The following is a 25,328-nucleotide window of genomic DNA, read 5'->3' as shown; positions in this document are numbered from 1 at the left end:
CTGGAAGAAATGGGCGTGGAAGTCGAAGTCCACCACCACGAAGTGGCCACTGCCGGGCAGTGCGAAATCGGCACCAAATACAGCAGCCTGGTGAAGCGCGCGGATTGGACCCAGTTATTCAAATATGTGGTGCACAACGTGGCCCACTCTTACGGTAAAACGGCGACCTTCATGCCCAAGCCCATTGTCGGCGATAACGGTTCGGGCATGCATGTGCATCAATCGATCTGGAAAGCCGGCCAGAATCTGTTTTCGGGAAATGGCTATGCCGGGCTTTCGGAGCTGGCCCTGTTTTACATCGGCGGCATCATCAAACATGCCAAGGCCTTGAACGCCATCACCAATCCGGGCACTAATTCCTACAAGCGCCTGGTGCCGGGTTTTGAGGCGCCGATCAATCTTGCCTACTCGGTAAGCAACCGGTCCGCCGCCGTGCGCATCCCCTATGCCAACAGTCCCAAAGGACGGCGCATCGAAGTGCGCTTTCCCGATCCGACCGCCAACCCTTATCTGGCATTCACCGCGTTAATGATGGCCGGGTTGGACGGCATCCAGAACAAGATTCATCCCGGTGATCCCATGGACAAGAATCTTTATGATCTTCCTCCTGAAGAAGCGGCCCGGATTCCGAATCCCTGCGTTTCGCTGGATGAGGCGCTGGATAGCCTGGACAAGGATCGCAATTTTCTCACTCGCGGCGGCGTGTTTTCGAATGATATGATCGATGCCTATATCGAACTCAAGATGGAGGAAGTCACGCGCTTTCGCATGACGACTCATCCGGTGGAATTCGATATGTATTACAGCTTATAGGTGATCTCTATCATCATCCGGGGCTATCTTAGAACACATTGAAATCCAGAAGACTGAAATGCAGGAGATTGAAATCCGGCAAGCGAGCATCCTTGCTTGCCTCGACCTTTTCTTCTGCATGACCAGATAGATCCTCAACCGCCGGATTTAGGATAAAGGAAAATATGCGATGAATATTCTTGCTGTTTCATTCTTTGCCGCTCTCACACTAACGCTTGCGGGTTGTGGTGAAAAAGCACCTGTGAATACCCCTAAAACGGAACAACCGGAAGCCAAACTCGCGGATGAGTTCACGTCCGAAAAGGAAATTCCATCGATATTGGAGAAAGAGTTAACACCGGAAGAAAAGTCTGCATTATTGAACAAGATAATGCCGTCCACGCCAAATGAGCCAACGCCGGAAGAGAAATTCCTGAAGTTAAGAAAAGATGCGGATACCGGAGATCCTAAAGCACAAAATGGTCTCGGTGTGATGTACTACACGGGCGAAGCCATATCCAAGGACTCATCGGGCAGAATTTTAAGCAACGATCCTGAGACAGCCGCAGCATGGTTTCATCGATCCGCTGCACAGGGGTATGCCGATGCTCAATTTAATCTCGGCTTGATGTATGCCAATGGCGAGGGGGTATCGAAAGATGCCGCCAAGGCCGTGGAGTTATTTCAGAAAGCCGCTGATCAGGGTAATGTCGATGCGCAAAATAATCTTGGCGTGATGTATTACTCCGGTGAAGGTGTGCCGAGAGATGTCGATAAAGCCAAGGAGTGGTTTAAAAAAGCTGCCGCACAGGGGAATGCGGATGCACAAGCCAATCTTGACGCAATGAAATAAAAAGAACCCTCCGCAGCGAATGAGTCCCACGTCCATTGAGACTATCGGCGCAATCCTGTTTGGCATTGCGCTGATTCATACCTTCTCGACCAAGTTCTTCGAGCGGCTGGCGCACAGCCGGCCGGCCCATGCGGGTATCTGGCATTTTCTGGGAGAAGTCGAAGCAGTTTTTGGCTTCTGGGCAATGATCCTGGTCGTTGTGATGCTGATCATTGAGGGTAAAGAGGCCGCCACGACCTATCTCGATGGGCAGAGTTTTATCGAACCGATGTTCGTATTTGCAATCATGGTGATTGCCGGCAGCCGCCCCATCCTCCAATTCGCGATGATATGCGTAAAAACTATCGCACAGCGCATCCCCTGGCCGGAGGGAAAAGCATTTTATTTCGTCACACTATCATTTGTACCCTTACTCGGGTCTTTTATCACCGAGCCGGCTGCCATGACGCTGGCTGGTTTGATTCTACTGCAGCGTTATTATTCCAAGGAAATCTCGACGCAGCTCAAATACGTCACCCTCGGTGTTCTGTTCGTCAATATTTCGATTGGCGGAACCATGACACCATTCGCCGCCCCACCCGTACTCATGGTGGCCGGCAAGTGGGGATGGGATACTACGTTCATGTTGACCACCTTCGGCTGGAAGGCCGCGCTTGCCGTGCTGGTGAATGCCTTGGCAGCCACTATCCTGTTTCAGCGCGAGTTGTCGAAAATGAGGAACGAAGAAGACTCAACGCGCATTGAGGTTCCTTTTCCGGTAGTGCTGGTGCATCTGGTTTTTCTGATTGGAGTCGTAGTGTTTGCCCATCACCCTATTGTCTTCATAGGGCTATTGCTTTTCTTTATCGGATTTACCCACGCATATGAACGGTACCAGGATCCGCTGATCCTGCGTGAAGGTTTAATGGTTGGTTTTTTTTTAGCTGGCCTGGTTGTACTGGGGGGATACCAGAAATGGTGGCTGCAACCCCTGTTGACGGACATGGATAGTACCACTCTCTATTTCGGTGCGACCCTTCTCACGGCAGTCACCGACAACGCGGCGCTTACTTACCTAGGTTCTCTCATAGAGGGGACGAGTACGGAGTTTCGTTACGCGCTTGTCGCCGGAGCCGTTACAGGCGGAGGCCTGACGGTAATTGCCAATGCACCCAATCCGGCGGGATTCTCCATCCTTAAAGGCTCATTCAAAGATGGAGCGATTCATCCGTTAGGTTTGCTGGCAGCCGCGCTTCCCCCTACATTTGTGGCCATCCTTGCATTTCAGTGGCTTTAATCCGGGCTATTTCCGTTACGTGGAGTCCCCTCGAATTTAGAATCCATACGGCACGGAAGGCACATCTTTCTTTGTGGCGCGCAAATCATCATTCTCCGTCCGTAGCATTTCAACCTGTTTACGCAGACGGCTTATCGAAATTCGCTCACGCAACATCGTCGGTACCGTCATTAATGCGCCAATGAGCGCACCCAGGCCAAAGCATGCTGCAATCACCACGGCAAGCGAAGCATCAATGCGCCACAGAAAAAATACGACACCCACTGATATGGCATTCTGGACCGCGAATATGACAATCAGGAAAACAATGATGAGGGCAGCGATCAACTGTAATTGCATAACAGCTCCACTCGTGTGCGATAGCTCGCACGCTAATACGATACCCGACAGCCTCTGGATTTAGGGGGGAATCGACCGCCGGCGTGTCGAGCCGGTTCTGGATCATTCTGCTTCTATTCTGACAGGTTACTGGAGAAACGATTTCGAAGACTGTTGCAGAATCGCTTCAGCAAAAACCACTCAGCCACGAATTTTGCGAGTGAAGCCGGTCTCCATCCATTTTTTGATACGATTGGCGTCGCCGATACGGGAATTTTTTCCGGCAGAATCAAGCAATACAATAATTACCGGCTTACCGCTTATTTTTGCCTGCATCACCAGGCAACGCCCAGCTTCGCTAAGAAAGCCCGTTTTTGACACGCCGATGTCCCAAGTCCCGCTACGTACCAGATTGTTGGAATTAATGAATTGCAGACTGCGATCTTCGTCTCCGAATTCCACCGCATGCGCGGCGGTGGTGGAAAAGTCACGAATGATGTGATAATCGTCCGCGGCATCGACCAATTTTGCCAGGTCGCGCGCCGTGGAAACGTTGGCGCTGTTTAACCCGGTGGAGTCAACAAAATAGCTATTGCCCATACCGAGCTCAAATGCCTTGTCATTCATCGCTCCAACAAACGCACGGATACCTCCTGGATAAGTGCGTCCCAGCGCCGCAGCAGCACGATTCTCAGAAGACATCAGCGCCAGTCGCAATAGTTCCTGCCGGGTAAGACTTGTTCCTACCCGCAAGCGTGATCGGGTATTCTTGAGAACGTCGATATCGGCGGCTTCTATAATTATTTCCTCGCCGAGCGGTAACTTGGCATCAAGTACCACTATTGCTGTCATCAGCTTCGTAATGGAAGCGATTGGCATCACGGTGTCCGCATTCTTGTTGTAAAGAATACGTTCATGCTGCGTGTCCAGAATCAGCGCGGCCTGCGACCTGAGATTCAATCCCCCCTGCTGAGCGAACGCATTGCCGACAAATGCAAATATGACACAAGCCGCAAATATAATTTCTCTCATTTTTCTTATCTAGTGGAAGAATTCATCCGCTCACCCCACGGATCGGGAAATCAACACCGGCAACGGATAAGTTAACAAATATTGGAAGATAGGGAAAGAACTTTATAAGAATTTTATGAAACAAATAACGAAATAATCTTTGGGCCGGCTAGGGTATATATCCGGATTAGTTCATCAGCAAGCGATGGCCTTCCATAAGCACCTGCGAAGCACTCTCGAGAGGCAGCGGTCGCGAGAAGTAATAACCCTGCATCTCGTCGCAACCATGCTGTACCAGAAAATCCAGTTGCTCCCTGGTTTCTACACCCTCGGCCACCACTTTCAACCCTAGGCTGTGCGCTAGCTTAATCATTGCTACCGCAATAGTTGCGTCATCAGGATCAGTGGTCACATCCCGGATGAATGTACGGTCGATTTTGAGCACGTCAAGCGGAAAACGTTTGAGGTAAGCGAGACTTGAGTAGCCGGTGCCGAAATCATCCATTGAAATTTGCACACCAAAGGCCTTCAGATTTTGCAGTGCATTGGCGGCGGTCTCGGCTTCCTTCATCAATACCGATTCGGTCAACTCGAATTCCAGCAGGCGGGGATCGATTCCGGTAACCTCGAGCGTTTTTCCAATTACCATATCCAGATCTTGCTGCTGAAACTGCCGTGCCGAGAGATTGACCGAAACCGGATGGGGAACCAGCCCTTGATTCTGCCATTTTCCTATCTGTTCGCAAACTGTTAGCACTACCCATTCACCCACGGATACGATCAATCCGGTATCCTCCAGAACCGAAATAAACTGGAACGGCGGCACCAGCCCAAGCGCCGGATGCCGCCAGCGCAACAGCGCTTCAAAGCCGGTGATTTTGCCGCTGACCAGACTTACCTTCGGCTGGTAGTGCAGCACGAATTCACGCCGTGCCAGCGCACCGCGCAGTTGCGTTTCCAATTTCAGGCGTGCGACCGCACGCTCGTTCATCTGCGGCAAGTAAAACTGATAAATCGCGGGTCCTTGTTCTTTGGCCTGGAACATCGCAGTGTCAGCATTTCTGAGCAGGCCATCCGCATCCGTACCGTCGCCGGGATAAATGCTAATGCCGAGACTGGCAGAAATATAGATCTCCTGACCTTCCAATTCGAATGGCAGTGACAGTGCGGTTATTACTTTTTCCGCCACCAGCGTTGCATCCTCGGCATGAGCCAAGCTGGAAAGAATGAACGCGAATTCGTCTCCGCCCAGACGCGCAACCGTGTCGCCGGAACGCACGCACCGTTGCAACCGTTGCGCAACCTGAACCAGCAGCCTGTCGCCGGTACCGTGTCCCATCGTATCGTTGACGATCTTGAAGCGATCCAGATCAGCAAATACGACACCGATTCGCCCATGGTTGCGCTGTGCCTGTTCCATCGCCTGCCCAAGACGGTCAAGAAACAGGCTTCGATTGGGCAGCCCTGTAAGAGGATCGAATTGTGCCAGGTAAGTCAGCCGCTCTTCCGCACTTTTGCGATTAATCGCGGCCGCGAGAACATTGGCGAGACTCTGCAAGAAACTGACGCTGGCTGGCGTAAAATGAAGCGTATCGTGGGAATAAGCACCGAGAACTCCAGTTGGGCCGTCGGCTCCCGAGATAAGCACATTGACCCCACTGCGGATGTCATGAGTTCTGAGTATCTCCGAGGGCGTAAACCGGGTCTCGGTGCGAAAATCCTCCACAATGACAGGTTCACCGCTCATGAGAACAAACCTGTTCTGCGTATTCTCATCGAGCGTGCAGATTTGACGGCCAATCCACCCTTCTTGCCAACCCGAACCCGCTTTAAGAATAAAAGAATGGCCATCCAGGGTAATCAAAAGAATCTTGCAGAAATCTATATCCAAACCCTGAGAGGCAACTGCCGCCACCTGGTTCCACAACTCGCCCAGATCGGTGCTGGCGAGTGCCTGTTGCCCGAACGCTGCAATGAGACCTTGCTGCTTAGCGTGTTGCCGGATAGCTAATTCCGCCTGTTTGTGTTCAGTGATATCGATATTGGTTCCTATTACTCGCAACTCCTTATTGCTTGTGTCCCACGTCGCTGTTTGAGCAACATGGAGATAGCGTACCGTTTCGTGTGCCCGCAAAATGCGAAAATCCAGTTGCTCCTGCCCTTTCTGGGCAACAATCCTGCGCAGTTTCACCTCCTGTTCCGCCAGGTCATCCGGGTGCACGTAGGATTTCCAGATCTCATAAGTAATTGGGCACTCCCGTGGAACACCATAGATCTCATACATGTTGTCATCCCAGATGATCCCACCGGTGGCGGTATTCCACTCCCAAATGCCGATCGCGGCCGCTTCGGTGGCGAGAGAAAGGCGCGTTCTTTCCTCCAGCAAAACCCGCTCTCTACGGGTCGACTCGGCGCGGAGCCAAACGTTTTCTATGACCGTGGGTAGCCGCTGAAGATAGCCGGAACTTTTTACCACATAATCAGCGGCGCCCAGTTTAAGCGATTGCCGTGCAATTTCTTCGTCGCCCTGTCCGGTAACGAGAATTATTGGCAGATCAAGCCCCCGAACCTGGCAAAGCTCCTTTATAACGTCGGTGGCGGAAGCGCCAGGTAAACGATAGTCAAGCAAGAGAACATCCGTGACAAGTTTCGGATCAGATCCTTCAAAGCAATCCAAGACTTGCTCGGCGTGTTGAAGTGATTCAATGTGCAGGTGCGGGGCGATTGAAGCCAGTTCTCGTTTCGTCAAATCGATATCATAAGCATTCGGTTCCACATACAGAACTTTCAGCGTAGCGGCGCGGCGGAAGGTTTCCGTCTGGAACCTGTCGAGCGCGGCGCGAAGCACAAGCGCCAAAGTCTCCGTGAAATTATGACGTTTTATGATATAGTCATCAGCACCCGCGCGCAGCAGCTCTACCAGGACGTCTTCGCTGCCCGAACCGGTAAGAACTACGACAGGCAGCGGCAAGTGTTGACTGCGAACCCGGGCAAGCAAAGTTTTGCCGCTCCCATCGGGGAGGTTGAGGTCGGTCAAAACCAAATCATAACGCGGGGGAGCGCCTTCGTTGGCCAGCACAACTCCAGCTGTTTTCAAGCTGGTTCCATAAGTCACATGAAATCGTTCGAGCCGTGCAAGCGCCTCGGTTAATGTAGAGACAACCTCGAGCTGGATATCCGGTGCACGTTTCCGTAACTCGATTCGCACAAGATCAGCGTCTTGAGCGTTGTCCTCGAGGTAGAGGATTCTCATTATCCTAAATCCGACGGTGGTGGTGAATTCACCAAATGAAAGTCGCAGCTCTTTATAGGCAAAAGTTTAGTAGGGATCATGGCACCGGCTGAAAGATGAGAGAAATGAAAGATGGCAGGCAAGATGAGGGTCATTCGCACCTTGACGGACTCGGGATATTGAGGACGGTCCAATAAAGCTCGATTTGCCTAGCCACATCAATAAATTTGTCAAACTCCACAGGTTTTACGATATAAGAATTAGCCCCCAGTGCGTAGGCTTCATGAATATCATGATCCTCATCGGAGGACGTGAGAATTACGACAGGGATGGTTTTACTGCCAGAATGCGCCCGGATGCTTCGCAATACCTCAAGTCCACTAATCTTGGGCAACTTTAGATCGAGCAATATCACGACGGGCATAGTCTCCCCTGCCTCCCAATTCTCAATGAAATCCAGCGCTTCCTGTCCATCGCGCGCCACTTGGAGCGGATTAGCGAGATTGTGCCGAATGAAAGCACGCTGCGTGAGATCCACATCCATTGGATTGTCTTCAACAAGCAGAATTGGCAATGTCATGGTTATACTGATAGGTGAATGGTGATGAACATGTCAGAAATATCGCCGCTTAAAGCGGCTAGGCGTATCGCGGGAATATCACGTGGCTCGCCATTGCTTATGATGACCGGAGGCATCCTCGCGTCTATCTGCCAGCATCTCCGGCCATTTCCAGGCTTCACTCGATTTCGTTACTCGAAGCTGTTAGCCCAGATGTTTCATAAATTCGCGTAGTGATTACGCAGGATTTTGTCTATATAGGTAGGTTCTGGGGATCAGCGAGGGTACGTCAGTTTATGAAATATCCGGATCAGCCAATGGCATTGTTCACGCGCTCGTGAGGGATTGCCTGACTCGCGTTCAACAGAGGTAATTGCAGGTAAAAGGTCGCTCCGGCACCTGGCTGACTTTCCGCCCAAACCCGTCCTCCTATCCGTTCCATCGCTTTTTGCACCATAGCCAGTCCGATACCGGTACCGGGGTATTCTTCGGCACGATGAAGGCGTTGAAATACCTCAAAAATTTTCTCGTAAAAACGCATATCAAATCCAATTCCATTATCGCGCACCGAGAGAATGCAATGATTGCTTGCGGCGCGCGCACGAATTTCTATTGCCGGTTCAGGTGCATATCCGGAGAATTTAAGCGCATTATCAATCAGATTGCGCAGCGCTATCGCGAGACCCTCGGGATCGACACTCACCTGAAAATCGCTGACCTCGACCGTGAGGCGCACATTTTGGGCGCGGGTATGGTATTGATCCAACAAATTGGAGATAAAGCTGGAAAGCTCTACGGCCGTCCTGGATATTCCCTGCCGCTCAAGTCTTGAATAAGCAAGCAGGTCTTCAATTAAATCTGTCATATATTTTGTTGCCGTCCGCACATTCTTCAGAAAATTCTGGCCTTCCTCATCGAAGCGGTCGTGATATTCCTCCAACAATAGGCGGCTATAGCCATCGATCCCGCGGAGAGGGGCCCTGAGGTCATGCGAGACGGAATAACAAAAACTTTCCATCTCCTTACCCTTGGCCAGGAGCTGGGCGGTGCGCTCATCTACTTTGTGCTCAAGGTTTACCTTTGCATCCCGGAGTGCGTCTTCGGCATTTTTACGCTCGGTGATATCTTTAACGACAAGAAACGCCAACTCTTTGCCGTCGCCATAATGTGAGAGGGCTCCGGAATAACTGAATACACGCTCCCAATCTCTATCCACGCGTCCAATCCGCAGCTCCAGATCATTCAGGTGCTCACCCCTGAGGATGCGTGTCAATGGCCATTGGTCGAATGGCAGAGCGACTCCCTCGACGGTCGAGAGCTGATAGATTTGCGCAAAAGTATGAGGATTGAGCAGCATGACCTCCGAGTTACCGATGTCATGCATCCTCAATGCCGCCGCATTCCAATGCAGCGGCTGACCTGCGAGGTCGAAAATGACAAGGCCCTCGCTCATGTTTCCCATTACCACCTCAAACCGCTTCTCTACTTCACGTCGAGCCTTCTCCCCCAGTCTCTGTTCATTTACATCCGTATTGGTTCCAAACCACTGCGTTATACGCCCTTCCGCATTCCTTAATGGCTCCGCCCGAGTCAGAAATATACGAAACCGCCCATCCGCCCCGCGTAATGGAAACTCCATGTCGAATGCCTTCCCGGCAGCGGTAGCATGGGTCCAGCGCTCCACGACTTTCGGCAACATCTCGATGTCATGCACCTTCTGCCAGCCCCAACCCTCCATCTCTTCCGGCGTTGTTCCCGTATAGTCGTACCAGCGCTGGTTGTACCAAACCCTCGATCCATCGGGCTCGGCTATCCAGGCGAGCTGCGGGATGGTATTGACGATGGTGCGGAACCGCTCCTCACTCTCCCGTAGCGCCGACTCGGCACGACGGCGGATGGTAATATCAAGAATAACGGCCAGGAATACCATGCGTCCTGATTGAGCGAATAGCTGCAAGTGAACTTCGACGGGATAAAGCGTGCCATCCGCACGCAAATGCATGGCTTCAAAAATGAGTATTTTCATCGCTCCATGCAGAAGCGGATTGACCAGGGTTCTGAAAGATGCTTCATCAAATTCCGGCTTGATGTCCAGTGGCGTCATCATCCGCAGCGTATCCATGCTATAGCCAAGATTGAGCCGCGCCCGGCTGTTTACATACTCGAAATGCAGGGTCTGAGCATCAAAAAGATAAATTTCGTTCAGACTTTGCTCGAGAATGCCGTCAACCCTGGTACACGCATTTTCGATTGGTGCAAGTTCACAGATTTCCCGAGTCATCTCGGATAGACATGTAGTCCCTCTGTTCTTGATTGGAGATATCATTACGAAAACTCAGCACTATTGATCTTTCTTTTCTCAAAAGAATAACTATGCATATCGCTTTATCGTTCCAGGTGTTAAATTCAATCAATCCGTACGATTAGCTCATTATTTCCATCGCACTGCTCAACGCATTAGGCGAAGACGATTTGCTTGCGCCGACGGGTGGCATTCTTGCTCCCGTCGGGATTGGGATTGGATGCGATTTTATTCCAGCGGTGTTGTCATGAGTCTAAAATCTAAACCATTCAATCGCTTATCACTCTTTTTAATCGATGAACCCGAACTACACCGCGAGGCTGGCTCAGCGCCCACCCATGAAAGAGCTATGAAACCTTAAAATGAGCACTATGGATAGCTGTAAGATCTTACAGCTTGGCACAGGTGAATCTATGACTTGAAAAGACGTTCCGCAGGGAGCGACAGAATTTTTCTAACCAATAAGGGGGAAGAACATCACCCCGTTCGGAGATAAACATGCAAGAACTACAAGCAACCTGGACCGCATTAAAACTCGGCGGGTTAATTATTGTGCCCTTGTCTTTGCTAGCTGTAATCGCTTTGGCCATCATGCTTGAAAAAGCTTTTGTCTACTGGCGTTATGCGCGCCTGTCGCATGATTTGCTAAATCTCGTCGAAACCTATGGTTTTGCCTGGGCCGACCTCGAAAAAATATTATCGGGACTGGATGAGCGCCACTATTACAAACGTTTCTTCGAGGTGGTAATCAGTAACAGGCATCGGCCGTCGTGGTGGACCGAATCCCGTGCGGCGGATGAAGCCCAATTGATCGAGACATCCCTCGCCAGCCGGCTATGGATACTGGAAACAATCGTCACCGCCGCGCCATTGCTCGGACTCGTGGGAACAGTCGTCGGCATGATGCGTGCTTTCCAGATCATCGGCGGCGAGGGAATCGTTAACCCCACGGCGGTGACGGGAGGGGTAGCCGAGGCCCTCATCGCGACGGTGGTCGGGCTGGTGATCGCGTTGATCGCCTTGTTTGGATTCAATTATTTCTCTCGCTTGCAATCACAAATAATGGATGAGATGGAGCGGCTTGGAACGCGCCTGATTGACCACATCCGCCTCGATCAGGAGGGACGGTAACAATGAAACTGCGTAAATCCAGAGCGTTTCGCAAAGGGCGTATCGAAATCATCCCGATGATCGATGTCATGTTCTTCCTGCTGGCGACATTCATGTTGTCTTCATTATCAATGCAGAATCTCGATTCCCTGCAAGTCAATCTACCGCAAGGCTCCGCAGAAAAACTCAATGCCAAGACTCCCGTGACACTGACGGTGACAAACGATAGCCAAATTCTCATTAACCGCACCTCCGTCACATTGGACACACTGGCCGACACGCTAAAACCACTACTGCAGGATTCGGAACAGAAGCTGATCGTGTCGGCTGACAGCGATGCGCCGCAGGGCATTGTCGTACAGGCGATGTTACGCGCCCGCACGGCCGGTGCGCAGCACTTTCTGATCGCGGTGAAACACCAATAACACTCAGTATGCGGTATTCCAGAGCGAAGGAGGTTCGAGTCTGGTGGCCGTTGCCACTGGCGGCCCTCCTCTGGCTGCTCATTATCTGGGCTTTCGGATTTTTCCTCACTTCTCCCGAGGTGAAAACCGAAACGCAGGCTCCGGTCCAGGCAAGCTTTATAGAATTGCCTGAAGAAAAAAAAGAACAGAAACCAGCGGCCATCCCTCAGAAGGCTCCCAAGGTACCGCCCCGGCCTAAATCTCAGCCGCGTCTGGGGGACGAGAAAGCAAAGCCGGTTCCGCGCGAAAAAGGAACCGCCAAGAAGGAAGCGAAGGTGGAACGCACCCCAGCCCCCAAGCCGGAGCCTCCAAAGGATCTGACGGATTACATGAAGGAAGCCAAGGAGCGCCGCACTGCGGGAGGGATTTTTGAGGATGAGCCCACGGAACCCAAAAATGTCGAACGCGAGGCCACTGAAGAAGAGCTCAGAATGGCCAACGTCAAACGTAATCTTCGAGAACCCGGGGTAGGTGGAATATTTCAAATTACCCGAATGGGGGTTCGATCCGCCCAGTTTTTATTTCGAGCCTGGAAATCGGATGCCAGCAATCCCCGGCGTGAAGTGGTTGAAGTCGCTGCCGGCCCGGATGGCGATATACAGCGCGCTGTCGTTCGGAAAATGATCGAACTGATACGCCAGTATCACAAAGAAGAGTTTCAATGGGAATCTTACCGGCTCGACCGCGTAGTTACCCTGTCCTCGCGCATGGAAGATAGCAAGGGATTGGAGGATTTCCTGATACGTGAATTTTTTGACCCAACCTATGGATTTCGATAGGAGTATTGCCATCCGCAATACCTGCGTCCGATGGCGGACGAAGCAGTGCTTGTTAAGCTAGCTAGCCGCCTCACCGCCTTTCAGGTACTTATCGAGAAACTCCAGTATCCGACGATTGGCCTCGATCTGATTCTTCTTCTTCGTGAAACTATGACCTTCATCATCGAACACGATATATTCCACTGGGATATTATGTTGCTTGACGGCTTCCACAATCCCGTCACTCTCGGCCTTGATGACGCGAGGATCGTTGGTGCCCTGAATAACCATCAGGGGTTTTCGTATTTCCCTGGCGTGGAAAAGCGGTGAGGTCGCGACGAGAAAGTCTATGTCCTTCACCGGATCGCCAATCTCATCGTAAATCGCTTTGCGCACCGATTCCCAGTAGAGGGGGATGCGTTCCAGCGTTCGCAGCCAATTGCTGACGCCAAAAATATCCACGCCGATCTTGAAGGCCTCTGGACGAAAAGCCAGTGCAGCCAGTGTCATATAACCGCCGTAGCTGGCACCCATGATGCCGATGCGCTCATGATCGATGTAACCGAGACTGGCGAGATAGGTCTTGGCCTCCACGCAATCCCATAGCGGCTCACGCCCATGTTTACGGTTGGCAGCGGTAAAGAACGTCTTGCCATACCCCGAGCTGCCGCGATTATTGATCCCCAGCACGGCATAGCCATGGTTCACGAGGTATTGTATCTGGGCATTATAACCGCGCATGGTCTGACCGCCCGGCCCGCCATGAACATAGACGATGGCGGGCACTTTATTTGTCATCGACGCATCATGCGGTTTGTAATAAATGGAAGGTATCACCATTCCATCAAAGGAACGGAAGCGTACCACTTGCGCTTCCACCAGATCTGACGGGTCGATATCTTGGCTCAGGCTTTGGGTAAGCTGCCTGATTTGCCCCGGCAGTCCGGCCTGCCCCGACTGCTCTGTCCTGAAATCGTAGACGAACAGATTATCGGGAGAACGATCACCGTTCACGTAGAAAGCCATGCGGGCGCTGTTCCCCGAAAAGACCAGGCCCCGGATCTCCCCTTCCGGGAGCGCGGGAAGCCGCACGGGCTTCTCTTCATTTCCCCCGGCCTTTACAATCCGGACCACTATGCTGCCGTCCTTGTTAATACCCGTCACCCGGAAATGCCCATCTCTGGAAAAATAAGTGTAGACCACATCCCAGTCGGCGCTTTCATGATTCTGGACCTCACCCGTAACTAAATCATAGGTGCACAAACGCTTGAATTCGCTGCCCTCATTGGTGAGAAAAAGCAGCCTTTGAGAGACTGGATCGAACGTTTCGCCACGGAAACTGATAGCACCCTCATGCGGGGTCAGATGTTTGACTTCCTGCTTATCGACATTGAACAGATAAATATCGCTGTCGGAAGCGGTATTGGCTCTGTTCAGCGCAATCCAGCGTTCATCACGGCTGATCGGACCCAGGTCGAATCCCTGTTCATTCTTATAGAGTAAAGTGCGGGCATAGGTCCGCGCGTCATAGCGATACAGATCAAAAAATCTGGGATCACGCTCGTTGCTGGAAATAAAAAAAGCGCTGCCATCCGGGCGCCACCCCATAAACTGTGCCTTGAGCTTCTCTCCCGGCGTCAAGTCCTTTTCCGTGCCATCGAGATCAAGCAGGAAAAGATGATAATTTTCATCGCCACCGTGATCCCGCGTAAATAGAATCCGGTCGTCGTCCGGAAAGAAACTGACAGAAAAAGTACTGTCGACTGTGGACCGGGTCAGCGGCTCCGGCGTACCCCCCTCGACCGGTAGCGTGTAAGCATTGAAGATACCGGACGCATTGCTGCTAAAGAGAATGCGCTTTTCATCGGCACTGAATGACGCCCCCAATATGGAAGTCGTCGCCATGAACTGTTCTATGCTGTAGCGTTTCATATAAGGAATGATCCTGGATGAGTTACTTTACCTGCACACTCGCGAGACTAGAGCGATCGGTCAATATTTTATCAACGCAGCGCGAGACTTTTCACCGGATTATACTGAGCGAATCCTCAAAGTTAGCTTCAATGCTGTTCATCCATTTAATCCTGCGAGAAAATACCGTAAATTTCGTCATTCCGGGCTTGACCCGGAATCCAGTCCAAAACAACAATGGTGTGCTTCGCACGCTATTAAATGCTGGCTTCCGTAGTAAGACGTTTGTATTATTTCTCTGCCGGATCAATAAGCTACAGCTCAAGAACCGTAACCCTCGGACAATGATCAGTGGTTACAATAGGTTGCGGGCGTTTTTTTACCACCGCAATCTTGCGCGACCCGAGCGTGCGAGTTTGCAACTGTTGGATGGCATCGCTGATAACAATATGATCCAACCCTTTTAATCCGGTACAACCTCGCTCAGTATAGGCCAATGGCACTTGGTGCATGGCGGGAAACCCATCAGCAATTTCTTGCCATAGATAACTGCTTTTGACCCTGCCCTGCTCGTCTTTTGTATTCGGCCCCACCGGGTCGGTGCCGTCGGTGCGAACTTCTGACTTTACGACCGATGCCATTTCCTCTTCGTCTATCCGGCGGTTAAAATCGCCGAAGAGAACAAAGCGCGGACTTTCCTTGGCCACGTTCTCGACCCACTCCTCGATAATGGGAATTTGCCGATTAAGGACTTCGCACGCGGGATCCGAGTCGGTCAGCTTGTGACCCGCGAAGCCCCTGCCCGTTTTTAGATTGGCGCAGCCGGACTTGAGATGTATGTTCAGGAAAGTTACCGGTGCGCCGTTGATCACCAGTCGAAGCGCCAGGCCGGGCCTGGCGCGGTGCCTCACGGACTCGTCTCGAAGCTGTTCCGCGATGGCCAAATCCGGGTTTGGCAGACAATTATTCGCGATAGACGGAACCGATGAAATGGATTTATCCCAAGCGAACGCCACAGTCTGAAAGGCGTCATGCGGCGCAATACAAACATTAAATTGCCCGGCAAATCCGCCAAGCACCTGCTCTATGACCTCTCGGGACTTTACTTCCTGAAACGCAATGACCTTGACATTCTCATTCTGAATCAAATTCTTGACGGTGGCGCGTAAACCCTCCAGCTTCGCATGGTAATTCTCCACTGTCTCTACCTTGGCGGGATGCTTTCTTTTCCCATATGCGTTGCAAGGAGCAGTCATCATCATCGCGTCAAAGCCGCCAGCTGCTACCGCCGTCGCTTCCCGACACCGATTTGCGCGAATCTCCTCTTCCGGCTCCGCATGCCGCGCGCCACGAGGAATCTTGATGCGGCTATCGCACCAATTGACCTCAGGGGCACTGCAAACCTCGACATGACGTTTAAAGTCGTCAACGGTCCCAGCCCATGCCATGTTGAAGATAGCAATTGCGACTGGCGCAGTTTCCTGTGCCTGCGCACTGACCGGCAAACCAGGCAATAGAAATGCCAGAAGGGAAATAAAGTGGAAAAGAGGTGCGAAACGCAAGCTAAGATCGAGGCTGTTCGGCAGGCTTGCATTTTATTTCCCATGAAAGCGTCCTTTTTGCAGCGCTCGCTTCCAATGGCCCCAACAGCACAGGCGTTTGCTCGTCAATGAGTGTATATCCTGACTTGCAAATTTCATTCGCACGTTTCGTCAATGTCCGGGTTGCCCAATCCCGGCTGGACTGGCAAGGTTTAAAATCCGTTTTGATGAAATAGCGTGTTGTCCCATCATTCAATCTCGTTGAGGTTTGTTCATAGGGGGGCTTGCTGGCACAGCCAACCAATGATGCGACAGCCAATAAGGTGATTACGATGGCTTTCATAATTTCATGAGCATGCGGCTCTGAATGAAGTGAGCAAAATTCAGTGAAACGGAAAATGAAAATTGTGCATAGCACCCTCTCTATTGCAGATGTGGGGATATTTGGAAGTGGCGGAGAGGGTGGAATTCCGCAATTCACAATTCTAAATTATTGATTATATTTGTTTATCCAAAGGGCTTGAGAATGACTCTGTAGCAACACTCTGTGGCATTTTAAACGCCGTAAGTGAAGTATAAGCATGGAAATATAAAAATGGGTAAAAACTTTCTAACGATGGGCTTCAAGGATTGGGTTTCTGTCTATGACTATCCACCCGCCTATGCTGTGAGTTCGAATCCCTAAAAAAATTGAAGTGCTGTGAATTCGAATCCTGATTAATAGCACCACACTAAAACAAGATTTTTAGCTGCCATTTAGTTGGCTGATGTGGTGCTGGCGAGGCGCTAGCCGTCCACTGGATTCTCTGGTGCGTCAAGTATTAGCTGCTAAGATTAAGCCAACGTCCAAATTTGAATGCCGCATGTTTGATGGTTCCTGCATGACTGAAGCCGAGCTTATTATGCAGACAAATACTTGCTAAGTTTGACTCATCAATTCCCCCAATAAGAACATGATAACCCTGAGATTTGGCATTCTCGATAAGATTATTCATTATTTGCAGACCGAAACCTTTTCCTCGCTGATCCTTACGAACATAAACAGAATGCTCTACGGAATATTTATATGCTGGCCGTTCTCGAAATGTCCCGTAGCTTCCGAATCCTACCAGCTCGCCGCTCTCATCCTCTAGTCCTATTACCGGAAAATGAGCGTCTTGTTTTGCTTTAAACCAAGAAACCATACTTTCAGGTGGTCGCGGTTTATACTCGTAGAGTGCTGTTGAATTAAGAATTGCGTCGTTAAATATCTCTAGAATTTCACGAGCATGTTTTTGATAACTACAAAAGACGATCTTAATAATCATTCCTCCCTAGTTTCAGAGATTAGAATTTGCTTGAAAACGATCCAATGTTTTATTTGCAAGTTACTTTTCTTGGTATCAGTTTGGTATCAAAACGGTAAGAGTTGTGTAGTTATTCTATGTTTATAAGGAATAATAGAGAGGCCCTTCTATAGAGAGCCTATGAGCCATATAACAAAGCCAGTATTCATGCGGTTTCCATACTTCAAAATCCGGATCATCCGTTACTTTTCGTGTCAATTTTAGCTTCTTCAAGCTGTCTTGTAGCCTCCCTAGCGCTGCCATGAACCAATTAGTATCAGCGTCAGGTATGATTTTGTAACCCGGGCATGTAGATTGCCATACCAGAATCGGCCCAAGCCTATCCGGAAATATGAACATGTCGCAATTTCATTTTTCTGGATGAGCTGTTCTTCAAACGAATCGCGGATCTAAAAAAAGAAAGTAGCCATGTTCGGCAAAAAGCTAGATGATCTCCTTTTTGTTAAATACACTGAAGGAGATTCAGCATGAGAATCATCCCGAGCGTCAAAGTTCGTAGCTTGATCTTGGCTGCAGCATTTTCTGCTGGCCTGGGTTTCGGCACTCATGCTTCCGCACAAACATACCTCATCGATCTCAACAGCAAGATGGTAACCGCCCTCGACACCTTAGGCTCAGGTAGGAATATTCCTGAAGACATCAACGATGCCGGGCAGGTGACGGGATATTTTTTTCCCGATCCCCGCATGGCACAAGCTTTCATCACCGGCCCCGATGGGATGGGCATGAGAGACCTTGGCAGCCTGGGCGGCACTTACGCGGCGGCTCATGGCATCAACAACGCTGGGCAGGTGGTGGGTGTTTCGGAGACGGACGACGTTGCGCGTGCTTTCATCACCGGCCCCAACGGGATGGACATGAGAGACCTTGGCACCTACCGTGGTAGCAGCTCTGCTTCTGGCATCAACTACGCCGGGCAGGTGGTGGGTTCTTCTCTCACGCCTGGAAACAAAACACCCCATGCTTTCATCACCGGCCCCGATGGGATCGGTGTGAGAGACCTTGGCACCTTGGGCGGTAGTTCCAGCTATGCTAATGACATCAATGATACCGGGCAGGTGGCGGGTTCTTCTCTCACGGCTGAAGGCAATAAATCCCATGCTTTCATCACCGGTCCCAACGGGATGGGCATGAGAGACCTTGGCACTTTGGGTGGCGAAAGCTTTGCTTCTGGCATCAATGAGGCCGGGCAGGTGACGGGCAATGCTGACATAACTGGCGGCGGTCGCCATGCTTTCATTACCGGCCCCGACGGGATGGGTATGAGAGACCTTGGCACTTTGGGCGGTAGCCACAGCGAGGCTAGTGGCATCAACGACGCCGGGCAGGTGGTGGGGTTTTCTTTCACGGCTGGAGGCGCTCGCCTTGCTTTCATTACTGGTCCTAATGGCGCAGGCATGATGGATCTCAATTCGCTGGTTGATTTACCCCCGGGGATTATTCTAACTGCAGCCACGGGCATCAATAACTCAGGGCAGGTAATCGCCATTGGAGGAATGGGAACAATCCCGGCGATCCCGGAGCCGGAAATCTCCGCGCTCTTTCTTGCAGGTCTGGCCCTTGTTGGTTTCATGGCGCGGCGAAGGAAGATGGGTGGGAAAACTTATAGGTTTGAAATCAGAAATGGAATGGGGGCGATACCATCCCGCAATACAACCGCGGGCCAAGCGTTCTTGCACTGGGCAGCAGATAAAAGGTTTGTTGCCATCGGGGTAACCCCTCTTGTGGTAACTTTTTAACCAGGTAAATTCGTTACCACCAAAATTACCACGGTTCAAGCTTGGACTCAGGAGGATGTTACCGCACTTAATTGGATAATAATAACGCTTACTACAGCGTACTTATTGAGTTTTCTGGATTTTACTGGATGAATATGGATGCCGGATTGGCGGGCCGCGAACGATAGTGATGATCACTACGTTTACGCTGCGCCATTATGATCAGGCGGCTTACGGAACGTCCGTGAAGGCGATTATAGGAGGCGGAGAAGCAACATTGTAGCCGCCTCCAGCGGTCACGACAGTCAGAACATTTACGTCGAATGGCATGCCAAAGGTGAAGTTCAGTCCCACGGGAACGCCACCTGCGCCACCGCGTAAGTACCGCCATCCTGGATACAGCTGACAAGCGCCTATGCTTTACCGATGCGAAAAACTACAGGCTTGTCTCCAGGAAGATCCTTGAGAACAAATGACAGCCCTCTTTTGATTATGGATATGCCACGAGCAGCTGACAAGCAACCAACGCGATGCCGCCCTGAAGACCAACCATGCGGGGCTCAGTCGCCGTCTTCATTCTCCTGCGCAAGTTGCGACTTGAGATGATAGGCATCGATGTCAAAGTCTCTGCTATCCGAGACCGCGGCCAGTACCAGGGACGTAACGCGCTCCCGCTCCTCCTCGGTCTCGAAGTTTGTGAAGTTGGCCGCAGCTGCCTCGGCGAACAGTTTCTCCGACAGCCGCTTTGCCTTTACTTCATAACTCTCTATGTCGGGATTGGTGCCGGGAGGGATGTTTTCCTCGATCCATGTGTTGACCCACCTCAGGAAGCGATTGCTCATGACTGCCCACCCATCTTTCCGCGTTGAGTTCGGCGCCGGTCGCCCCTCACGGGAGCATTTTACCCCTGATAAAATAGGTTATCAAGGATGAACACGGCCGAAAATACGCCTTGCGATTGACTACCTCCACGCGTTGACTAAGAAGATCAGCTAGTAACAACGGGTAGGAAATGGATGTCAACTGAAGGATACGTAGCTAACTTTGTTGAAATGGCCGATCAACTGGATTAAAGGATGCAGATTCGCAAAACATGTCCTGCTCGGCAATGATGAGTATCGCTACTGCGGCGAAAGTACTCGAGAGCAATCCAATGGAAGATCGATATGCAGTTATCCGATTACTACAGCAATCTCGGCCTAAAGAATTTAGTGCAGAATGACTAACGGTCTTTGCGCTTCACGTGGGTAAGAATGTGGGTATATGAGTTTCAGTTTTAAATAATGATTTATTAATCAATAACTTATAAAGTTTAATTGGCGGAGACGGAGTGCGAAACTTCGAACCGCGTTCTGGAAATTCTAGAGGAATGGAACGACTATCTCAAGAGTAATGTCTCGTATTATCAGGAGCCGTCACCATGAGCGGCTTCAGCAATATTTCCTCAGCAGCTCGGGCATTCTCGACTGCTGCGGCACCTTCCCCAAAGAAATCTAAATGGCGTTCTACGCCGCCGTTTTCCCTGCGGCTCACTGTCGAGGAACGTAAGCGGCTGGATGAACTCGCGGGCAATCAACCGCTGGGGTCGTATATACGTGGCCGCTTGCTCGGCGAACAGACTGAGAAGCGCCGTAAGATCAAAAAACCTGCGCCTGACACTGCCTTGCTGGCTCTGGTGTTGGGTGAATTCGGTCGGTCGCGTCTGGCTTCCAATATCAACCAGCTCGCCAAAGCGGCCAATATAGGAACGCTGGATGTAACACCGGAAACGGAAAGTGCGATTGTACAGGCATGCGCGGAAATCCAAGCTATACGGGTTTTGCTAATTACTGCGCTGGGTGTAGCGCCCGTGGAAGATGAATGATCCTTGTTGGCAATCAGCGCGGCGGGGCCAAGGATTTGGCCCTGCACTTGCTCAAACAAGAGAATGAGCATGTCGAAGTTCATGAGGTGCGCGGATTTGCCTCGCAAAACCTCATGGGCGCGCTCAACGAAGCCTATGCAATTAGCCGCGCAACGCGCTGCAAGCAGTTTCTGTTCTCCTTAAGTCTTAATCCCCCAAAGCATGAGAATGTTTCTACCGAAACATTCAAACAAGCCATCGAGCGGGCCGAGGAAAAACTCGGGCTGAACGATCAGCCTCGCGCCATCGTTTTTCATGAGAAAAACGGGCGCAGGCATTGCCATGCGGTGTGGTCACGCATCAAGCTGGATGAAATGAAAGCGGTACAGCTTTCTTTCTCCAAACGAAGATTAATCGATTTGTCCCGTGAGTTGTTTCTGGAACACGGCTGGACCATGCCGGAAGGACTTAGGCATTCTCATGATCGTAATCCGCTTAACTTTACGCTGGCGGAATGGCAGCAGGCCAAGCGGATAGGCAAAGACCCGAAGCAGATTAAAGCGGTATTTCAGCAATGCTGGTCTCTCGGTAAAACACAGAACGCTTTTGCCCATGCACTGAAAGAGCAAGGGTATCTCCTCGCCCGTGGCGACCGGCGCGGCTTTGTTGCGGTGGATCATCGAGGCGAAGTGTTTGCCGTGTCTAAATGGGTGGGGATCAAAACAAAGGAAGTGCGCACCCGTCTTACCGATGAAAAAAACCTGCCATCGGTCGCAGAAGCGAGAATCCAGATCGCCGAAGAGATGACGACACGGCTGGAGACGCTTTCCCAAGAACAAATGACGGTGTTTACAGCTCGCCGGGCTGAGCTGGAAGAAAAACGGCGAGCATTGGTACGCCAAAATCAGGCTGAACGGCAAAGATTAAATGAGGCCCAGCAATCCTACTGGCAGGGCAAACAACAGGAATGGCGGAACAATTTCAATAAAGGCATGCGCGGCCTGTTTGACCGCCTCACGGGAAGGCGCAAGCAAATCGAAGAATGGAATGAACTAGAAGCATGGCAGATTCAAATGCGACAGCAACAGGAACGCGACGCGTTGATCTTTGAGCAGCTAGAAACCCGCCGTACCCTGCAAGCACGGATCGAGCGGCTGGAATCGCTGAAATCCTACCGGCTGGATGAACTGGAACAGGACAGGTCCCAATACCAAGCCATGCGGGATCGGCGTCTTGAACAGCTTGAGGCACAACGTCAGCAACAAAACCGGGACCGCCCCCAGCCTCGCCAGCGCGGCCTCGACTGGACACGCTAGAAAGTACGGTTTCAATATCGCATACTTGTTTGGTACAGCGCGGTGAACCGTTCATAATTATATTGCCGTCAATACCAATAAATATTATAATTGGGTATAAAGATTGGATTCATAGAGGAAACCATGCCGGTACAGAAAAATACCAGCGTCACGCTGGGCGAGCATTTCGAGAAGTTTCTCGCGTATCAAATCGAATCTGGACGTTACGGCTCAGCCAGCGAAGCGATACGCGCCGGTCTTCGCCTGCTGGAAGAACGTGAGACCAAGCTGGAAGCGCTGTGCCGCGCCTTGACCGAGGGCGAGCGAAGTGGCATTGCTGATTATTCCCTGCAAAACATACTGGATGAACTGGAAAGTGAAGACTAGATGGGGACGTTTATCCTCACCCAGAAAGCCAAGGACGACTTGCTTGGCATTGGCCGTTACACGCGTAAGCAATGGGGCAAGGCCCAGCAAAGACACTATCTAACCCAGCTTGACAGCGCCTTTCATGATCTGGCGGACAAGCCCGGTCTGGGGCGGGCGTGCGATGATATCCGGGAAGGTTATTTCAAATACGGTGTCGGCAAGCATGTGATTTTTTACCGCCTCACCGGACAAGAACGGATTGAGATTGTCCGCATCCTGCATGGCCGCATGGATATCGAACAGCATTTATAGTTCTGCGTTTCGTTAACACCCCTGATTCTATTTTGCCGCCGAAAGCTACGGATTTCGGCGTAAATTTTTTTCCGCAAAACAGAAAAGCAAAGCGCTGCTGGTTTCAGCCAGCAGCGCCATCGTTGGCTTTGGTCTTCAGTGATTCCAGAAAATGTGAATCTCTTCAAAACCTGTTGCTACAGTGAACACATCGCCGTTCATCTCCATATCCCGGCCCATGCGTTCATAGTCGATGTAGTAAGTCAGGTTTTCTGGAATCTGCGTCGTTTCCTCGGTTAATTCCTGCGCATAATCGGCCAGTGATTTGTAACAGCCGCAATAATTGTCTTCTGCGGCTGTTTTTGCATCCCCCAGGTCACCGCCAAAATAGCTCAGCATTTCACCCCCAAAGTCTGGGTGCTCGGCAATGAAGCAAGCGATCTCATGGGTGGTTTCAATACCCTCATACTCGCTTAAGGCATAAGCACCGAAGCCTTCATAATCGTGAATGGCGTATTCTTCCGCAAAGCCTTCCGGACTTGCGTTTATCATTGCTTTAATCTGTCTCCAGATATCATTGATATCGTCACAGGCATTGATCCAAACACCGTGCAGCTTCCCATTATTGTATGCGGCCAAGTCTGCAACATAGATTCTGATTTCATCGCTCATGGTTTTTTCTCGCTTTAAAGGGTTAAAGAACAACCCCCGCTGGGGTTGAAAACCCCAGAGAAAAGCGAGTAAAACGAGCGAAAACACAGGTTCTGGTGGAGCCAAGTCAGGGGGAACCACCCGGTCTGCACAAACGCCGTAACGGCGTGCGGAAGATTGGGGGATGACTTAGTGGAGGCAGGTTCTGTGTTAAATTAATTTATTCCCAGCGGGGAAGTAGAAAGGCAGGTGAACCGTTTCGGTTTATAACGATTAGACGTTGGGACTCGTCCATTAAGCTTTTTATATTCCATGCGAGCCTTATCCAGCGTCGCAAAAACATCTGACACTCTTAGCCAAACTGGCAGTCGTGAAATTACCCCACTTCCGTCCAATTGCTCATATGGCTTTGTGACATTTAAAGATCTGCTTGAGCTGCGGCTTGTCATAGCGCTTAGCGGATAGGTAAGCGGTGGATTAGAAGTGGTTGTTAAATTTAATATCCGCGCTTTGGCAGCTTATGTATTTCATCAACAAGCTGCTCCAACGGCAATTTTCCCATAAGTACGTTGTTCAACACTTCATCACGCCGATTATCATATCCGCCATTGTTAATAGGAGAATTATGAGCAGCTATAATAAAGTTGTATGGTGTCAAATATCTAACTCTAAGGTCGGCCTTGCCATGCAAGTCAACGGGTTTACCATCAATAACAGTTGCATCGTCATCATACTCTGCACGCGATATTGTCCTGCCCTCAAATAATCCGTATTCTTCTCGTGAGTATCCCCGGTCTTTCACATCAGCGCTAATATCGATTTTATATAGCCCTGTCGGTTTGTCTGCCTCAACTTCAACGTATATAAACGATTGGTAATAGGAGCCAGAATTTACTGCGGCAATTCTCCTTATTCTTAGTTCTTGGTAGTCCATTAAAACAATATTTTCATGTAGTCGATCAAATCGTTCAATTTGGCAATCGCCGCTTCTCCACCACCAGATAGGTGCACCGTCCTTGAAATTGAGCGGGATTTTTAAAAGAATCATCAACCTGTCTACAGCTTCCTTGCCTCCAAACCACGCAATGCCGCGGACACCGGGAAATGCCGAGCAAAAACGGTTAAAAAAGAACGTAGTGCTATTCTCCCCTAGAGTAGGTCGATCATCTTCAGTCTCGATAAACGGATTTTTTCCTAGCGGCGGTTTTGCCCGAAGCTTTACTCCATAAACCTCGTGTATCAACTGATTCAGCGATTGCTCATATGCTGCATTATCAGAAAAATCTATATACATTCGTCCAGCTAAACACAGTGGCGTTTTCATGGCTTTCGTAACTGCTCTAACCACCGGAATGAACTTGGTTGTTTTCTGATTCAACAATAACTCTGCGGTAAGAATGTTATTTTCGTAGCCAGTCCCACCTATTCCTCCATTAGATTTCTCGTTGTAGTTGTCCGTGCATACCGCAAGAACCCTATCGGATTCTTGCAACCCGTGTTCCATGAACTTTGGAAGGTTTGCGCCTAAATTGAGTTCCCACTGATCTAATACGGTGTCAATGCCTTTTCCCATTAGATCTATAGCCAGTCGCAACACCCATTCCTTATGCTCGTCTCCGTCATGGGAATATGAGATGAATACCTTTGGATTCTTGTTCACCGAACTACTCCAATAATTAATATCCCGA

22 protein-coding genes are annotated in these 25,328 nt (G+C 50.6%); 11 read left to right on the top strand and 11 right to left on the bottom strand.

Annotated elements, in window-relative coordinates; translation table 11 throughout:
• The 3 genes from glnA to SQ11_RS12650 all read left to right on the top strand — a co-directional run.
• A partial coding sequence (gene glnA / locus SQ11_RS12660) for a type I glutamate--ammonia ligase (RefSeq protein ID WP_041514557.1) occupies positions 1 to 813 on the top strand: 813 nt, incomplete at its 5' end.
• Positions 814 to 982: 169 nt separating this feature from the next.
• Positions 983 to 1,645 (top strand): sel1 repeat family protein, encoded by a 663-nt coding sequence (locus tag SQ11_RS12655; RefSeq protein WP_041514552.1) that lies wholly within the window; start codon positions 983 to 985, stop codon positions 1,643 to 1,645.
• A 19-nt stretch (positions 1,646 to 1,664) separates the two neighbouring features.
• Complete coding sequence (locus tag SQ11_RS12650) at positions 1,665 to 2,921, top strand: putative Na+/H+ antiporter (protein WP_041514551.1); 1,257 nt, start codon at positions 1,665 to 1,667, stop codon at positions 2,919 to 2,921.
• Positions 2,922 to 2,957: 36 nt separating this feature from the next.
• Here the strand turns inward: SQ11_RS12650 and SQ11_RS12645 are convergent, their stop codons facing one another.
• The 5 genes from SQ11_RS12645 to SQ11_RS12625 all read right to left on the bottom strand — a co-directional run bounded on the left by SQ11_RS12645 (position 2,958) and on the right by SQ11_RS12625 (position 10,322).
• A complete protein-coding gene (locus SQ11_RS12645) occupies positions 2,958 to 3,260 on the bottom strand; it encodes a lipopolysaccharide assembly LapA domain-containing protein (protein WP_041514550.1) in 303 nt (100 codons plus the stop codon).
• Between the two features lie 180 nt (positions 3,261 to 3,440).
• Positions 3,441 to 4,271, bottom strand: a complete 831-nt coding sequence (pbpG, locus tag SQ11_RS12640; RefSeq protein ID WP_041514549.1) for a D-alanyl-D-alanine endopeptidase — start codon at positions 4,269 to 4,271, stop codon at positions 3,441 to 3,443.
• A 166-nt stretch (positions 4,272 to 4,437) separates the two neighbouring features.
• Positions 4,438 to 7,503, bottom strand: a complete 3,066-nt coding sequence (locus SQ11_RS12635; RefSeq protein ID WP_052494229.1) for an EAL domain-containing protein — start codon at positions 7,501 to 7,503, stop codon at positions 4,438 to 4,440.
• A gap of 130 nt (positions 7,504 to 7,633) precedes the next feature.
• Positions 7,634 to 8,062, bottom strand: a complete 429-nt coding sequence (locus SQ11_RS12630) for a response regulator (RefSeq protein WP_041514547.1) — start codon at positions 8,060 to 8,062, stop codon at positions 7,634 to 7,636.
• A 289-nt stretch (positions 8,063 to 8,351) separates the two neighbouring features.
• Positions 8,352 to 10,322 carry a PAS domain S-box protein gene (locus SQ11_RS12625; protein WP_232297998.1) on the bottom strand — a complete coding sequence of 657 codons (1,971 nt, stop codon included), beginning with the start codon at positions 10,320 to 10,322 and terminating at the stop codon, positions 8,352 to 8,354.
• A gap of 519 nt (positions 10,323 to 10,841) precedes the next feature.
• Here SQ11_RS12625 and SQ11_RS12620 point away from each other — a divergent pair.
• From SQ11_RS12620 to SQ11_RS12610, 3 genes are read left to right on the top strand one after another with little or no spacing between them, the layout of a single operon-like run.
• Positions 10,842 to 11,474 carry a MotA/TolQ/ExbB proton channel family protein gene (locus SQ11_RS12620; protein ID WP_004174284.1) on the top strand — a complete coding sequence of 211 codons (633 nt, stop codon included), beginning with the start codon at positions 10,842 to 10,844 and terminating at the stop codon, positions 11,472 to 11,474.
• Between the two features lie 2 nt (positions 11,475 to 11,476).
• Complete coding sequence (locus SQ11_RS12615; protein WP_041514545.1) at positions 11,477 to 11,878, top strand: biopolymer transporter ExbD; 402 nt, start codon at positions 11,477 to 11,479, stop codon at positions 11,876 to 11,878.
• An 8-nt stretch (positions 11,879 to 11,886) separates the two neighbouring features.
• Positions 11,887 to 12,696, top strand: coding sequence for a hypothetical protein (locus SQ11_RS12610; protein WP_041514544.1), 810 nt, complete (start codon positions 11,887 to 11,889; stop codon positions 12,694 to 12,696).
• A 57-nt stretch (positions 12,697 to 12,753) separates the two neighbouring features.
• Here the strand turns inward: SQ11_RS12610 and SQ11_RS12605 are convergent, their stop codons facing one another.
• The 3 genes from SQ11_RS12605 to SQ11_RS12590 all read right to left on the bottom strand — a co-directional run bounded on the left by SQ11_RS12605 (position 12,754) and on the right by SQ11_RS12590 (position 17,434).
• Entirely contained in the window at positions 12,754 to 14,607 is a 1,854-nt protein-coding gene (locus SQ11_RS12605; protein WP_041514543.1) for a S9 family peptidase, read from the bottom strand.
• A 293-nt stretch (positions 14,608 to 14,900) separates the two neighbouring features.
• A complete protein-coding gene (locus tag SQ11_RS12600) occupies positions 14,901 to 16,148 on the bottom strand; it encodes a hypothetical protein (RefSeq protein WP_041514542.1) in 1,248 nt (415 codons plus the stop codon).
• A gap of 800 nt (positions 16,149 to 16,948) precedes the next feature.
• A complete protein-coding gene (locus tag SQ11_RS12590; protein ID WP_232297997.1) occupies positions 16,949 to 17,434 on the bottom strand; it encodes a GNAT family N-acetyltransferase in 486 nt (161 codons plus the stop codon).
• A 506-nt stretch (positions 17,435 to 17,940) separates the two neighbouring features.
• On the opposite strand from SQ11_RS12590, the gene SQ11_RS16515 reads away from it, so the two are divergent.
• Complete coding sequence (locus SQ11_RS16515; protein ID WP_052494228.1) at positions 17,941 to 19,212, top strand: HAF repeat-containing PEP-CTERM protein; 1,272 nt, start codon at positions 17,941 to 17,943, stop codon at positions 19,210 to 19,212.
• Between the two features lie 539 nt (positions 19,213 to 19,751).
• On the opposite strand, the gene SQ11_RS12575 is transcribed toward SQ11_RS16515, so the two are convergent.
• Positions 19,752 to 20,033: a DUF768 domain-containing protein gene (locus SQ11_RS12575; protein ID WP_041514539.1), complete on the bottom strand. Its 282-nt coding sequence runs from the start codon at positions 20,031 to 20,033 to the stop codon at positions 19,752 to 19,754.
• 578 nt (positions 20,034 to 20,611) lie between these two features.
• On the opposite strand from SQ11_RS12575, the gene SQ11_RS12570 reads away from it, so the two are divergent.
• The 4 genes from SQ11_RS12570 (at position 20,612) to SQ11_RS12555 (ending at position 23,010) form a co-directional block, all read left to right on the top strand.
• Positions 20,612 to 21,055, top strand: a complete 444-nt coding sequence (locus SQ11_RS12570; protein ID WP_041514538.1) for a hypothetical protein — start codon at positions 20,612 to 20,614, stop codon at positions 21,053 to 21,055.
• Positions 21,052 to 22,350, top strand: a complete 1,299-nt coding sequence (locus SQ11_RS12565) for a relaxase/mobilization nuclease domain-containing protein (protein WP_041514537.1) — start codon at positions 21,052 to 21,054, stop codon at positions 22,348 to 22,350. The genes SQ11_RS12570 and SQ11_RS12565 overlap by 4 nt, the downstream gene beginning before the upstream one ends.
• Positions 22,351 to 22,473: 123 nt before the next feature.
• Entirely contained in the window at positions 22,474 to 22,716 is a 243-nt protein-coding gene (locus tag SQ11_RS12560) for a type II toxin-antitoxin system ParD family antitoxin (RefSeq protein ID WP_041514536.1), read from the top strand.
• The gene (locus SQ11_RS12555) at positions 22,717 to 23,010 is read left to right on the top strand and encodes a type II toxin-antitoxin system RelE/ParE family toxin (protein WP_041514535.1); all 294 of its coding nucleotides are present in this window, start codon (positions 22,717 to 22,719) and stop codon (positions 23,008 to 23,010) included.
• Positions 23,011 to 23,145: 135 nt separating this feature from the next.
• Here the strand turns inward: SQ11_RS12555 and SQ11_RS12550 are convergent, their stop codons facing one another.
• Together SQ11_RS12550 and SQ11_RS12545 are read right to left on the bottom strand one after the other, a co-directional pair.
• On the bottom strand, positions 23,146 to 23,661 hold the full coding sequence (locus tag SQ11_RS12550; RefSeq protein ID WP_041514534.1) for an antirestriction protein ArdA: 516 nt from the start codon (positions 23,659 to 23,661) through the stop codon (positions 23,146 to 23,148).
• Positions 23,662 to 24,136: 475 nt separating this feature from the next.
• Positions 24,137 to 25,300 carry a toll/interleukin-1 receptor domain-containing protein gene (locus SQ11_RS12545; protein WP_041514533.1) on the bottom strand — a complete coding sequence of 388 codons (1,164 nt, stop codon included), beginning with the start codon at positions 25,298 to 25,300 and terminating at the stop codon, positions 24,137 to 24,139.
• Positions 25,301 to 25,328: the final 28 nt, after the last annotated feature.

The sequence above is a fragment of the Nitrosospira sp. NpAV genome (assembly GCF_000832065.1).
GTDB lineage: Bacteria > Pseudomonadota > Gammaproteobacteria > Burkholderiales > Nitrosomonadaceae > Nitrosospira.
The sequence above is the reverse complement of the archived record's forward strand: the minus strand, read 5'-3'. Positions and strand labels throughout refer to the sequence as shown.

What these genes read in the sequence shown, in the direction of transcription:
- SQ11_RS12565 (WP_041514537.1), top strand. Translation starts at nt 21,052, where the DNA reads ATGATCCTTGTTGGCAATCAGCGCGGCGGGGCCAAGGATTTGGCCCTG.
- pbpG (WP_041514549.1), bottom strand. Translation starts at nt 4,271, where the DNA reads ATGAGAGAAATTATATTTGCGGCTTGTGTCATATTTGCATTTGTCGGC.
- SQ11_RS12550 (WP_041514534.1), bottom strand. Translation starts at nt 23,661, where the DNA reads ATGAGCGATGAAATCAGAATCTATGTTGCAGACTTGGCCGCATACAAT.
- SQ11_RS12610 (WP_041514544.1), top strand. Translation starts at nt 11,887, where the DNA reads ATGCGGTATTCCAGAGCGAAGGAGGTTCGAGTCTGGTGGCCGTTGCCA.
- SQ11_RS12625 (WP_232297998.1), bottom strand. Translation starts at nt 10,322, where the DNA reads ATGACTCGGGAAATCTGTGAACTTGCACCAATCGAAAATGCGTGTACC.
- SQ11_RS12575 (WP_041514539.1), bottom strand. Translation starts at nt 20,033, where the DNA reads ATGAGCAATCGCTTCCTGAGGTGGGTCAACACATGGATCGAGGAAAAC.
- SQ11_RS12630 (WP_041514547.1), bottom strand. Translation starts at nt 8,062, where the DNA reads ATGACATTGCCAATTCTGCTTGTTGAAGACAATCCAATGGATGTGGAT.
- SQ11_RS12555 (WP_041514535.1), top strand. Translation starts at nt 22,717, where the DNA reads ATGGGGACGTTTATCCTCACCCAGAAAGCCAAGGACGACTTGCTTGGC.
- SQ11_RS12620 (WP_004174284.1), top strand. Translation starts at nt 10,842, where the DNA reads ATGCAAGAACTACAAGCAACCTGGACCGCATTAAAACTCGGCGGGTTA.
- SQ11_RS12635 (WP_052494229.1), bottom strand. Translation starts at nt 7,503, where the DNA reads ATGAGAATCCTCTACCTCGAGGACAACGCTCAAGACGCTGATCTTGTG.
- SQ11_RS16515 (WP_052494228.1), top strand. Translation starts at nt 17,941, where the DNA reads ATGAGAATCATCCCGAGCGTCAAAGTTCGTAGCTTGATCTTGGCTGCA.
- SQ11_RS12645 (WP_041514550.1), bottom strand. Translation starts at nt 3,260, where the DNA reads ATGCAATTACAGTTGATCGCTGCCCTCATCATTGTTTTCCTGATTGTC.
- SQ11_RS12570 (WP_041514538.1), top strand. Translation starts at nt 20,612, where the DNA reads ATGAGCGGCTTCAGCAATATTTCCTCAGCAGCTCGGGCATTCTCGACT.
- SQ11_RS12650 (WP_041514551.1), top strand. Translation starts at nt 1,665, where the DNA reads ATGAGTCCCACGTCCATTGAGACTATCGGCGCAATCCTGTTTGGCATT.
- SQ11_RS12615 (WP_041514545.1), top strand. Translation starts at nt 11,477, where the DNA reads ATGAAACTGCGTAAATCCAGAGCGTTTCGCAAAGGGCGTATCGAAATC.
- SQ11_RS12655 (WP_041514552.1), top strand. Translation starts at nt 983, where the DNA reads ATGAATATTCTTGCTGTTTCATTCTTTGCCGCTCTCACACTAACGCTT.
- SQ11_RS12590 (WP_232297997.1), bottom strand. Translation starts at nt 17,434, where the DNA reads ATGATTATTAAGATCGTCTTTTGTAGTTATCAAAAACATGCTCGTGAA.
- SQ11_RS12605 (WP_041514543.1), bottom strand. Translation starts at nt 14,607, where the DNA reads ATGAAACGCTACAGCATAGAACAGTTCATGGCGACGACTTCCATATTG.
- SQ11_RS12560 (WP_041514536.1), top strand. Translation starts at nt 22,474, where the DNA reads ATGCCGGTACAGAAAAATACCAGCGTCACGCTGGGCGAGCATTTCGAG.